This is a genomic window from Dictyobacter aurantiacus, assembly GCF_003967515.1.
Taxonomy (GTDB): Bacteria; Chloroflexota; Ktedonobacteria; order Ktedonobacterales; family Ktedonobacteraceae; genus Dictyobacter; species Dictyobacter aurantiacus.
Map to the genome: position 1 here is coordinate 4,596,591 of NZ_BIFQ01000001.1, position 11,868 is coordinate 4,608,458.

The window sequence follows — 11,868 nt, forward strand, 5'->3', positions numbered from 1 at the left end:
TGGCAAAAAACGCGCTTCAGCGCGTTTTTTGCCAGACACTTCATTAAAAAAACATGGGATTGCTCTGGCGAGCCAGGGCAATTTTATTGGACACGGTAGATGTTGGCCCAGTCATCGGGGGGGATGTTGTTCTGGGCGTTGTCGGTGACGCCGATAATATTGGGATTACGTAAAAATGTCTGGGTGACCTGCTCCATTGGCAACCAGGCGACGTCGTTGATGAGCTGCTGCTCGGCTTGCTGATAGCTTTGCAGCCGTTCGCTGTCGTTGCGGTTGGCGTCGGCCTCTAGCAGTTGTTGTTGTACCTGCTGCTGTTGCGCCGCTGTGGTACTGCTGTTCTGGCCGTAGTTACAATTGTTGTTGACGGCTCCTTTGGCGAACTGCTGGGATAGCCAGTCCTGTGGATCAGGATATTCGCCGACCCAGGCCAGCCCCCACATCTGGATGCCGTTGGCATTGCCGGTGGCGCCGGTTACCTTATCGAGCAGCGTATTGTAATCGACAGGATTGGCGGTGACCTGAACTTTGAGGACTTTCTGCCAGTCCTGGATCATGGCCTTTACTTCTTGATCAAAACTATCTACCCCTGAAACATAGGTGAGCTGGATCGGCGGGAGCGCGCTCACCGAACTCATCTTCTCCTCTTGTAATCCCTGCTGTAAGAGTGCCTGGGCCTTTTGGGGATTCCCTTTTACGCTTTCGTTCCCATCGGGTCCGGTAACGTGCGGATTGCTGCCGGGCAGGCCAGACGGTACGATATGGTTGGTCGCGATAACGGTACCTTGCCAGATGTCGTTGGCGATGGCCTCTTTATCAATGGCCAGGGCGAAGGCCTGGCGAATGTGAACGTTATCGAATGGTTTGGCCAGGTAGTTCATGGTGTAGTAGTTGATCCAGAGCTGGGGAACCTGGTGATAATCTTTACGCTTCTTATCATTGGCCAGGGTGTTGAGCGGTACCCCGGTCATGTCCAGCTGATTGTTCATATACGCCTGGTAGGCTTCCTGGGCGGTGTGATAGAAGATATAGGAGACCTTTTGTAGCTGTGGCTGCGGATTGTAATAATGGGTGTTGGGCACAAAATCGATGCGCGCACGATGGGTATAGGTCGCTACTTTAAATGGACCCGCGCCGCCACCTTCATTGAGATGATCAGTAAATCCTGCCTGGTATTTGTCGATCAGCTTCTTCTCCACGACATAAGAGCAGGGATAGGTCAACATGGAGAGGAAGTAGGCCGACTGTTTGTTGGTGACGATGACTACAGTCTGCGCATCTGGCGTCATGATGCTGTCGTTCAATAGCGTTGAGATGCGTCCCGCCAGCAACTGATCGGAATCTTTAATCAGCCGTAAATAAATAGGCGCGACCGTCGATTTTGTCGCCGGTTGCAGGGCGCGATTGAGACTATAGGCGACGTCGGTCGAGGTAAGGGGAGTACCATCGCTAAAGGTCAGGTGCGGCTTTAATTTAAAGGTCCAGGTGACGCCATCGCTTTCCTGGTGCCAGGACTGCGCCAGCTGCGGATGCACCTGCAGCTTGTCGTCGCTCTGCACCAGTCCGGTGTACAACATTTGAACGGCTTGTATGGAGGCGGGATCATGGGCCAGGGCAGGATCGAGTGTGTCAAAGTCGGTCACACCGACAATGGGCGCGCTATAGGTCTGCCGGTTGCGTGCAACCTTCATCGGTTTCCTGGTTGTTGTGTCGTTGCCCCCGCCAAATGGACTGCTACAGGCCGATAAGATCAGTGGGACCAGGCAGGCGGCCAGTAAGAGGATATAAAGAGAATGGTGCCTGCGTGTATGATAAGCTAAATGTTTCATCAACATGAGAAGCTTTCTCTTTACAAATTGTACATTACAAATTACAAAAATCAGTGGTGCAACGCGAGTGCTCAGCATCCGCGTTGCACCACTGAATAGCAGAAGTCCCGGGCGTCGATGTGCCCACGCGTAAAGGGAGGCGTGTTTCCCTGGTGCGCTGGGAAGCAACGCCTTCTTCTTTACGCCAGTTGTGAGGCAAGCGAGTCGCGTTTGCCCAATGCGGCGGCACGCAGCGCGATATGCAGATAGCTATCGATTTTAGTGCCGACCAGATCTTTGGGCCAGTTGATAAATTCTTCGCCTGCGGCCTGTACAATCTGCAACGAATGCCCCTGGTCAAGTGTGGTGTCGTTCAGCGCGGCCACCAGGCTGATCGTTCCAAAGAGCGCCCGCGCATCGTGTCCCAGGTTGAGGTAGCGCTGGGCGGTATGGAGGGCTCCGCGCAGATCTTTCTCTTTGAGTTGCGCTTCCAGGGTTTCAAGCTGGCTGATGGCGATCAGACCACCACCGGTCGCGGTAGTCGTAGCCGCGACGGCTGGCCTGGCCGCTTCCTGCACCTGCTCCGTCACTTCTTTATACAGGGCATTGATGTAGGCTGCGGAAGTGAAGACCATGTTGTACACTTCTTCATCCTGGACCTGGCTGAACACGTTGCGAACCGCTGACGCAAACAGCAGACCGTGTGAGACGCGGATAAAGAGGTCGCGGTCTTCGTCGCCAACCTTCTGGATGATCTCGGCTGCGGCCAGCGCGATCACCGATGCGACCGCACGTGGTGATGCCTGCCCTGGGATGATGGCGTCGTAAACGTTCTGGCACACCTCGGCGGTCTCTGCGTTGCTGAGCAGAACCTGCTGCAGCGGCAGGGCGTTGGCGTTTTTCGGGGCGGACAGCCGTGTGCGCACACTGGCCAGGCTGTGCTTCTGGGTATCCGCGATGAACTCGCGTACGGTCTGCATCCAGGCCGCCTCAGGTTTGTTGGGCTGCAGGGGCAGGTGGGGAGCGAGCCAGTGGAGCAGTTCGGGCACGTATTCACCCCATTCGACCGCGTCCAACAGCTGGAAGCCGCGCGCGGTATACATCAGGGGATGTCCACCATTGGCGAAGGTGGTCGAAACCGCTTCGTAGGCGCGCACTTGCAGCGTGCGATAATCGGCACCGGTTCCATATAATCCGAGCAGGATGCGCTCGGCCAGCTGGGCGTCGTTCTGCTGAATGGCCTCATTCATGACCTGGTTGACGCTTTTGTTCTGATCGAGAAACGCGCTCGGGAAGAGGGGCTGGGGCTTCTCATAGCTGACGTTTCGACCATTGCGAATCGCCGGCGCGGCGGTGATCAGCGCGCGCATGAACAACGGTAGCGCGCGTATCTGCGGTGGAACCTCAGTATCTAACGGCGCTGGACGCGCGCGTAGAAAGCGCGCCAGCATTGCTGCCGCCGCGATCGTAATACTGACATGCCCCTCTGGATCACCTTTGGTGGCCATCATACCAATGCGACCGAGTAAGACATCGGCATTACGTTCTTGTTCTAATAAGCTTCGAGCGCTAGAAATGATGCGTGTCTCATCTCCAGTAACTACCGCATCAATCAACGTTGAGAGATCCACTCTCAGTTCTACTGCAGCCATATATGACTCCTACATATGTAAGTACGTATTTATTATAAGAACATGCATAGTTACTACTCTTTGAGTTCGCGAATAGCATTTTCTATGCCGGGAATTTCTGCGTATTCTTCATCCAATAACTTGTAAGCGCGGCTCAAATAGAGCTCCGCCAATTTAGCCCCACGTTCGGTGGGGGAGATCGCGGCCTTTACGATTTCGGAGCCACGATATTTGTCTGGTAACAGGCGAGCCAGGCGCTCTATGCGTCGCTGTGTGTCCTGCAGGAGCGCTTTGTCCTGCCCCTCCAGCGCGTAGCGTGCCATGCCGACCAGTTTCCCTACCTCTGCCAGTTTCTGCCGTTCAGACAATGTTTGTAACAAGAGCTCCTCAGCATCCAGTTCGCCAGCAGGAGTTGCTTCAGGAATGGCGGCTTCCGCGGGCTTTCTGGTGGGCTGTGCTGCTTGAGAAATATAGTTAGCATATAACTGGGCATATTCCTGGCTACACATGGTGGCCATCTGCATGCGCTCGACCTCTTCGGACGATGTTGACCCGATATCACAGAGATCGTCGGAGCGGCGTTCCGCCAGCTCTTCCAGTTGTTCGAGGCTCATTCCTTCTTCTAGCATGGGGGGAATGGGCATGCCAGCGATATTCTCCGCGCCCTGCAATTCTTCCGAGGGAATCTGGGCGGCGAAGAGCGGAGGTAGGTACTTCGCGATCGACATGGGTATTGGCGGTACGAGACAATAGGTGCTATAGACAATCCGTGAGTTGCTTCTACTTCTCGCTATGAAAATAGCATGCCCCCTGGGGGCTTGTGGATTTCCACGTAAGAATTGTATACCCATAACGAAGTGTCCCTTCAACTTTCAGGGTCAGGGCGAGCTCGATGAACCCGCCCTGGCCTGGTTGTGTGTGTGCTTTCACAGGTTTTGCTTGCCGCTACCTGTGGTCTGCTTTTGTTTGCCTTAGAAGGAATGCGTTTCTATTGTTGCCACCCTCTGGGGGCATTGGCACGCCTTCTAGTATATCATTGATAGCAATATTTCTGCCTTATTATAAACTACGACGCAGTAGAGCCAGGCGTTTGACGAGATCGGTATTGTTCTGAATGTCTTCACCTGAAAGTTCTTCCCCTCCTACTGGAATCGCTTCTTCATAAGCTTGCAGGTGGGCCTTGAGCTCCTGAGATCCGGCGATGCGCGCGAAGTTTTGCAATAGTGTGAGCGCCTGGCTATCGTTGTGCTGGCGCAGGTCGGTCATGGCCGTTTCCGCGTACTGTTCGGCATACTGGCGCAGGAAGGTGCCCCATCTTTCGGGAGACTTGATGCTGTTCATGACACGTTCAACCTGGATGATGGCTTTGCCTTGCTCATCGCGAGCACGCTCGAAATCTTTGCGCAGCAGGAAGATGGAGCCGCGCGCGAAGCGTGTGTCGGCAACCCCCAGCGGACGTCGTTGATGGTGATAGTGGCGCAAGGCCTGCTCAAAGTCGTTGAGGGCGCTATCCATCTCTTCTCTTGAGCGATAGGTGAGTCCCCGTGTGAGCAGGACATCTGCCTCATTTGTCTGATCGTCGGCCTGTTTGAAGCGTACCATGGCGGCTTCACAGTCCTCCAGCGCCTCATCCCAGTGTTGTTGTCCGATGTGGACCTGGGCGACTCCGAGGACGGCCAGCCCATCTCCATCGGTGTTTTCAAGCACCTGGTACTGGCGTCCGACGGCATAGAAGGTCTCTAGCGCGGCATCCAACTCTCCTCGCGATAGCCGGGCCTGAGCCTGTCCCAGTAGGGCCTCCACGGCGATTTCTGGCTGCTGCAAACCCTCCGCTTGATTGTGGGCGCTGCTGTAGAGTGCCTCGGCTGCGTTAAAATCTCCTTCAGCCAGGCGTAATTGACCTCGCACCGCCAGAATCTCGGGGAGCATCTGTCCGACCAGGAAGTTGTTGTTGGCGGCCGCCTCTGCCTCCTCTAGATGGTGATCGGCCTCTTTCATATCGCCGCTGAGAATGTCCAGGCGCGCCTGCGCGATTTCAATCGCGGCTATGGCCGGGATGCCGATGGCGCTATCAACTTTTTCCGCCTGGTCATGGGCATCGCTGAGAATGCTCTTAGCCCGACTCAACTCCCCTTGCTGCTTATTTGTATAGGCCAGTCCTAGCAGGGCCCTGCTTGCTACTTGCAGATTGTCGAGGGCATGGGCCTGTTTGAGCCCGTCTTCCAGCGTCTTGCGCGCCCGGCTCAAGAAGCCCCGGCGATACTGGATCAATCCCAATCCGACAGTGGTCTCGGCCTGTCCCAGACGATACGCTACGGCCTGGAAAGTGCGCAGGGATCGCTCCATGATCGAGTTGGCGTAGGAGAGCTGACCGCGACGTAGATTGATCTCGCCCAGGATGCGACCAGCGCTGGCGGTGCCCAGCGCATTGTGCTGATCGCTATACATTTGCAGCGCGGATTGAGCGGCGATCAATGCCTGGTCAACCTGGGACTGAATGAGGTTGATCTCCGCCAGCCCGAGATTGGCGTCGGCCTGCCCTAATTCATATTCGATCAGACCTGCACGACTGAGGGCCTCGGCCAGCACGGCGGTCGCCTCGTCCAGGCGCTCCTGATCGATATAGATACGTCCCAATCCCACCTGCGCGTCAACGAGTCCGTAGTTGTCACCAGTCTGCTGATAAATTTCCAGTGCTCTTTTGTAGGCCGCCTCGGCCTCGCCAAACTGACGGCGCAGGCGTTGAATATCGGCCAGGCTGCGGCTGGCATCGGCCTCGTTGGTCGTCTCATTCGCCTCTTTAAAGTAGCGAATCGCATCCTGGTAGTGTTCTGTCGCATAGCTCATATTGGCGCGCTGCAGCTCAATATGACCCATGGCCAGTTCCACATTGCCCAGGCCCTTGCTGTTTTGCTGCTTGCGATAGATCTGTTGCGCGTTCTGATAGGCATCTTGCGCGCGGTCCAGGTGTGCCAGCCGCCGCTCCACGTGTCCCATGGAAAGCGCGCTGGAGGCCATCAACAAGGGGCGATCAGCTTCCTGATAGTGTTTGAGGGCGCGCTGATAGCTATTGACCGCCTGTTCCAGTGCGTTATTCTGTTCCTGGATATCGGCGATCATCGCCCGGCAGTCACCCGCTTGCTTGAAGTCTCCGCTCAGCCGAAAACGGATCTCCGCATCCCCGAATGCCTCGGCGGCCTGATCTAATTTGCCATCATTGTACGCATTAAAACCAGCCTGCAAACGATTCTCTGCCTGCTGACGATCTTTTTCTTTTTTCTCATGTTCTGATGTTGTCATAAAGAAGTATTCCTCTCACCCATACCAGGTTGAGCGTTCATGTTGTGATTGCATTAAGTACTTGCTTCATTGTATATTCCGCGACTTTCTAAAGTCAAAAAGTCACTCAAAACCTCAAGGTTTTCAGGGGCTGTGCCCCTTGACCCCCTGATGCCGCCCTGCGTGCGGCTGGAAGGGGAAGAAGTTGGGGGCACAGCCCCCAAACCCCTTAGGTGCCAGGCTTGCCCAGGCTTAGGGCTGGCTGCCCGCCCCTTGCATCCCTGCTTGCTCCTGCACGTGTGCCCGCTGCGCGGCCACATTGGTTTTATGGGTTGGTGCATGGGGGTGCGCGTTCGCGCACCCCCATGCACCAACCCATAAAACGGATTCTGAGCACCGCAGGTGAGAAAAGTGGCTCCCGTGGCCGATTCCCATTGATATGAATCAACACGTAAAACGGATTCTGAGCATCGCAGGTGCGAAAACATACGCAGGCCGCAGGCAATCATCTCGCGCGTCAGGCGCATTTTTAGACACCCTTGTCCAAAAAGATGGGTGCCGGGGCGCCAGCCCCGGCACCCATCCTCCTCCCCAGGTGCTGCCGCAGGCAGCACCTGCAAGCAGCCTGAGTTTCTCGCCAAAAAATAAAGACAGGAGAGCTCGATAATGCTATAATGGCAGAGAATGTTATAGCAATAGCTATAGGCATATGCTTTTACATTGCCGCTGTTTGTGCTGTGATTCTCTGCCACATCATTGAGAAAGATCCTCACAGAACAGCCGGATGTTAGTATTTTTGAAAGGCAGTTCTTTCTTATGTATGAAGACGCTCTTGCACGTGTAGATCTTTTCTCCGCCTTAGATAAAAAGGAACTTCAGGCCCTTGCGAAAAGTTGCCAGGAACGCTCGTACAATGCCGGCGCGACCCTTATTGCTCAGGGAGATAGCGGGGTTGGACTTTACATTATTACAAGCGGAAATGTGCGTATTACGAAGTCCAAGGAGGCAGGAACTGAGGAAACATTAGGCGCCCTGGGGGCGGGCAATGTGCTGGGTGAGATGTCGCTGTTAGATGATTTACCTCGCTCGGCAACCGTTACTGCCGTTGATGATGTAAAAGCTTTGTTGCTCCCCGTCTGGGAGTTCCGTACCTTCCTGCGCAATCATCCGGATGTTGCTCTCAAATTGCTATCTGTTTTGAGCCGTCGCCTGCGCAAAGCGGAAAATACGCACGCGGAATAACGCGGATAGGAAAAGAAGAGTATTCCAGTCTGTGCTGGAATGCTCTTTTGTTATCCTGCCCGTCTGATGCGGACCATTCACCGGCTACCGACTACACATCGCCGGGTGAGTATGTCTCCGCGTCACTATCTTCTATAAATTGATGGAGGCTGTTGGCGTCGGGCTTTTCTCGATTGAGCAGCTTCTGAATCTCCTCGAACATCGTTTCGACATCTCCGAAGGATCGGTAGACGCTGGCAAAGCGAATATAGGCGATCTTGTCCATCTGCCGTAGATGTTCCATCACTAATTCTCCGATAACATTGCTGGGAATCTCTTGCTTGCCGAAGCGATAGAGCTCCTGCTCGATCTCTTCCACAGCCTTCTCGATTTCGCCCGCCGGTAAGGGACGCTTCTCACAGGCTTTGCGAATGCCAGCATACAGTTTCTGGCGATCAAATGCTTCACGCCGCTGGTCCTGTTTAATGACCATCAGAGAAAACTTTTCGACCCGCTCATAGGTGCTGAAGCGGCCCTTGCAGTGTTCGCATTCGCGCCGCCTGTGAATAGCGTCTCCAATATCCCGGGAATCTTTGACCCGCGACTCTGTGCCTCCACAAAAAGGACATTTCATCTATTTCAATCGTGCGAATACCCCTGCCTTCAGGAAGGAAGCACGCCTCCTTTTTTCTGCAGCTCTTCAAGAATGTCCCCAAAGGGCAGAGGAGAAATGTGCAGTTTCTCCTCCGGACCAGAGATGGCTGGCACCCTTTTCCGCTCGGGCGTGGGGTACTTGACCCTACGCCCCACAAATCCTTGCTGTCGCATCTAAGTTAGGAACATTCTATCATATCTGGATTGTTTGGAGGCGGTTTTCTTCTTTACACATGTGCGGCGGTCGCGGTGGCCGCTGTATATTTCTCAGATCTGGTGGCCCGGGCCGACTTTTTGGACTTCGCCGCCTGGGAGGTCGCCGGCTTCTGCCCGTGAGGGGTGCGCTCTTTTCCTATATACCCCGAACGCAGTCGTGAACCCTGGCGCCAGTAAGCATACCAGTAAGGTCCGTGCCCCTGGGTGTTGCGACAGGTGCTGCATGATGCCTTCCCACATTTACGATACTGTAGCTGATAGGTAATATGCTGATTGCTCGGTATCTCTGTCATAAACCCGTACCCTTCCACAAATCTATACATGTCAACGCGACCTTAAAAGATACTGATATGATACCATCATTGTATGAACATTTTGTGAATTTAATATAACAAAAAATGAAACATTGTTAATAGTATGGCGTGTTTCATCTGTGCAAATGTACTTTTGTATAACACCTTTTTCATATGTAAAGAACGGTAACAGGGTACTCTTTTCGCGGTACAGGGGTCCATTCGTGAAAAATTTGTTACATTTATGTTGTCCACACGCCGGCAGGAGGGCGGCTAGCCCTCCTGCCGGCGTGTGGACAACATAAATGTATAGGTTTTTTGGTGGCCCAGCCCCCAAACATCATCGGATGGAGCATCGGGGGCGCTCACGCTCGCTCCCCCATAAAAAGTGTGTCTGACACCTCAACACCCTTTGAAACGGGTGATATAATGGTGTCTGTACCCGCTTTTTTAGCGAAGAGTCATTGCTTTGTTCGTTACGTTGTGTTGTTGGATTGGAAAGAGAGCGAACTATGCAAGTTATTATCAAGAGTAAACAGATGCAGGTCACACCTCAATTGCGTCAGCGGATTGAGCGCAAGGTACAGCGCCTTGCACGCTGGCTTAATGATGAATCGCGCGTAGAGGTAACGGTCGCCGAAGAGCAGACGCGCAGCGCTAGCGATCGCTACTGTGTCAACCTTGCACTGACTGGCAACTCACGCACAATTCACAGTGAGGTAAGTGCCTTAAGCGCCAGTGCCGCCCTCGATATGGTTCTCGATAAAGTTGTCGCGCAACTTGGCCGTCAGAAGGATCGGCAGACCAGGCGGCGGCAGCATGCCACCCCCATCAAGATCCTTTCCCTCTCTCGTGCCGGTGTTCTTTCATCACTGGATGAATATGAGGATACTGAAGTACCACCTTCGGCCATGGAGGATGAGCACAATGAGGAAATCTGGTCCAAAGTGCTGGAGATTCGCCGTTTACCCACAAAGCCTATGACTGATGATGAAGTAATTGAGCAGATGGAGAAAAGTGGGAACTCGTTCTATCCTTTCTTTAACGAAGAAACCAATAGCGTTAACGTGATGTATAAGCTGGATACCGGTGGGTACGGATTGTTGGTACCAGCCCAGGAATAACAGGCATGACTCGCTAAACGCTAAAAAAGCTTTCAAATGCGAAGACGCCGCCAATGCGCTCTATGCGTGTGGCGGCGTCTTCGTGTGGAGGTTAAGCGACTGTGATTTCAAATTGCCAGGGTTGTGCCGGCGTCTCTTCAAACTGTCCTAGCGGGTCGGCGGCTCGAATGGTCAAGGTACGTGCTTCAGATGAGGGCAGGGGCCGGAAGCGCGCGCTCCCCTGGTAGACGGCGTTGTTGGGTCCACTGGCCAGGTCGGGGCGCGCCAGAATCATGCCGCCGCGATCTCCGGTCCATTGGGTGCCCGTGTTGTCTTTCAGGAAGAAGATGATGCGCGGCACAAAGGCGAAGCCAGCCGTAAACGGTGGTCGAATCCAGAGATAGTGGAGCTCAAAAAAATCTTGATAATACAGCATGCGATGCAGGATCAGGGTCATCCCTTGTTGCTTCTGCTCGATTTCCAGGGTGACTGTACGTACGGGCTCGCGCACGCCTGTGCTTTCGCTCCGCTCGCTCCCCAGCGATGGTGCCGCGACGACGATCGGGGGACGTGAGGCCAGTTCCAGCGCCGCGGTTGAAAATGGCGTTGGGTCACGGAGAATATCGTTACACAGTTGCAAACAATCGTCGCAGATGTAGGCAGCCCCGGGGCCAGCGATCATGCGTCGTACTTCGGACGTATGACGGCCACAAAATGAGCAGCGAGCCATTGATCGATCAAAACTCATAGCATATTCCCCATCAGTTAGACCAGTGTGTTAGCGTTTGTGAGTGCGCAGTACTGTCGCAGCCTCACTATACAATCCCAGTCGCTCAAGTATAGAGGCGTGTGCCTCCCATTCTAACGAATCTTCCAATGGTGTCAGTAATGGTGACAGATTTGTTTTTTGTAATTCTAACACAGTTGAACCATTTTCAGAGGCCACACTAATATGGTTGCCATTGAGTGGTTGAGGCTCCATATCGGCCTGATCGCCGTATTTACGCTGTAACGCCAGTTCAATTAAGTAATCAGCAAAATGAGGATTTTTTGGCAATAATGAGCCATGAAGATAGGTTCCATAGGCGTTGCGATAGATGGCGCCTTCGGTCTGATCTTCGGCGTTATTTCCATACCCTTTGAGTACTTTCCCCAGGGGCCTGGCCGTGCCAAGATAGGTGCGCCCCCCATGGTTTTCAAAGCCTACCAGCGTCTGTCCATTCCAGCTCAGGGCGATATCGCCGATGCAGCGGGCGACATGCGGACCTTTGTGCTCGGTCCAGGCATCGAAGACGCCCAGCCCTCGCATATCAGGACCCTCGGCGGGACGGTAATAGTGGGCGAGCAACTGGAAGCCGCCACACACCGCCAGTACGGGCATGTCATCTTCGATGGCCGCCCATAGGCCAATGCCCTTCATTTCATAGAGATCTTGCGCGACAGGCGCCTGTTCTTTATCCTGTCCTCCACCAATAAATAGCATATCATATTCGTCTGGTGCCAATGCATCTCCCACCCCCAGTCCCACTACGCGTAGCTCGATGCCCCGCAACTGGCAGCGACGGCGCAGCGTTAAAATGTTGCCTCGATCTCCATAAAGATTTAATTGGTCCGGATATAAATGGCCCAGGGTCAGTGTGAGCGGCTGTATTCGATATTCTGCCAT

The 11,868-nt window shown here is 54.0% G+C and carries 9 protein-coding genes and 1 pseudogene; 2 read left to right on the forward strand and 8 right to left on the reverse strand.

The features are described from left to right. Positions 1-83: 83 nt before the first annotated feature. The 4 genes from KTT_RS18495 to KTT_RS18510 all read right to left on the reverse strand — a co-directional run bounded on the left by KTT_RS18495 (position 84) and on the right by KTT_RS18510 (position 6,736). A complete protein-coding gene (locus KTT_RS18495) occupies positions 84-1,832 on the reverse strand; it encodes a peptide ABC transporter substrate-binding protein (RefSeq protein WP_160145964.1) in 1,749 nt (582 codons plus the stop codon). A 173-nt stretch (positions 1,833-2,005) separates the two neighbouring features. Beyond that, positions 2,006-3,457: a hypothetical protein gene (locus KTT_RS18500; protein ID WP_126597405.1), complete on the reverse strand. Its 1,452-nt coding sequence runs from the start codon at positions 3,455-3,457 to the stop codon at positions 2,006-2,008. 53 nt (positions 3,458-3,510) lie between these two features. Then, positions 3,511-4,287 carry a hypothetical protein gene (locus KTT_RS18505; protein ID WP_126597406.1) on the reverse strand — a complete coding sequence of 259 codons (777 nt, stop codon included), beginning with the start codon at positions 4,285-4,287 and terminating at the stop codon, positions 3,511-3,513. A gap of 208 nt (positions 4,288-4,495) precedes the next feature. Continuing rightward, the gene (locus tag KTT_RS18510) at positions 4,496-6,736 is read right to left on the reverse strand and encodes a tetratricopeptide repeat protein (RefSeq protein ID WP_126597407.1); all 2,241 of its coding nucleotides are present in this window, start codon (positions 6,734-6,736) and stop codon (positions 4,496-4,498) included. A gap of 795 nt (positions 6,737-7,531) precedes the next feature. Between KTT_RS18510 and KTT_RS18515 the strand changes: the two genes are divergently transcribed. Then, entirely contained in the window at positions 7,532-7,957 is a 426-nt protein-coding gene (locus KTT_RS18515) for a Crp/Fnr family transcriptional regulator (RefSeq protein WP_126597408.1), read from the forward strand. 91 nt (positions 7,958-8,048) lie between these two features. Here KTT_RS18515 and nrdR read toward each other — a convergent pair whose 3' ends face one another. Next, positions 8,049-8,570: a transcriptional regulator NrdR gene (gene nrdR, locus KTT_RS18520; RefSeq protein ID WP_126597409.1), complete on the reverse strand. Its 522-nt coding sequence runs from the start codon at positions 8,568-8,570 to the stop codon at positions 8,049-8,051. 247 nt (positions 8,571-8,817) lie between these two features. After that, on the reverse strand, positions 8,818-9,099 hold the full coding sequence (locus KTT_RS18525; RefSeq protein WP_126597410.1) for a DUF6788 family protein: 282 nt from the start codon (positions 9,097-9,099) through the stop codon (positions 8,818-8,820). A gap of 512 nt (positions 9,100-9,611) precedes the next feature. Here KTT_RS18525 and hpf point away from each other — a divergent pair. After that, positions 9,612-10,223 (forward strand): ribosome hibernation-promoting factor, HPF/YfiA family, encoded by a 612-nt coding sequence (hpf, locus tag KTT_RS18530; RefSeq protein ID WP_126597411.1) that lies wholly within the window; start codon positions 9,612-9,614, stop codon positions 10,221-10,223. 588 nt (positions 10,224-10,811) lie between these two features. Here the strand turns inward: hpf and KTT_RS37705 are convergent. Both KTT_RS37705 and KTT_RS18540 read right to left on the reverse strand, forming a co-directional pair. After that, positions 10,812-10,950, reverse strand: a pseudogene (locus tag KTT_RS37705) (ClpX C4-type zinc finger protein); the annotation flags it as partial. 30 nt (positions 10,951-10,980) lie between these two features. After that, positions 10,981-11,868, reverse strand: a complete 888-nt coding sequence (locus tag KTT_RS18540; RefSeq protein ID WP_126597413.1) for a type 1 glutamine amidotransferase — start codon at positions 11,866-11,868, stop codon at positions 10,981-10,983.

Coding starts and splice junctions, on each gene's coding strand:
- hpf (WP_126597411.1), top strand. CDS start 9,612: ATGCAAGTTATTATCAAGAGTAAACAGATGCAGGTCACACCTCAATTG.
- KTT_RS18525 (WP_126597410.1), bottom strand. CDS start 9,099: ATGACAGAGATACCGAGCAATCAGCATATTACCTATCAGCTACAGTAT.
- nrdR (WP_126597409.1), bottom strand. CDS start 8,570: ATGAAATGTCCTTTTTGTGGAGGCACAGAGTCGCGGGTCAAAGATTCC.
- KTT_RS18500 (WP_126597405.1), bottom strand. CDS start 3,457: ATGGCTGCAGTAGAACTGAGAGTGGATCTCTCAACGTTGATTGATGCG.
- KTT_RS18515 (WP_126597408.1), top strand. CDS start 7,532: ATGTATGAAGACGCTCTTGCACGTGTAGATCTTTTCTCCGCCTTAGAT.
- KTT_RS18540 (WP_126597413.1), bottom strand. CDS start 11,868: ATGGCAGAATATCGAATACAGCCGCTCACACTGACCCTGGGCCATTTA.
- KTT_RS18495 (WP_160145964.1), bottom strand. CDS start 1,832: ATGTTGATGAAACATTTAGCTTATCATACACGCAGGCACCATTCTCTT.
- KTT_RS18505 (WP_126597406.1), bottom strand. CDS start 4,287: ATGGGTATACAATTCTTACGTGGAAATCCACAAGCCCCCAGGGGGCAT.
- KTT_RS18510 (WP_126597407.1), bottom strand. CDS start 6,736: ATGACAACATCAGAACATGAGAAAAAAGAAAAAGATCGTCAGCAGGCA.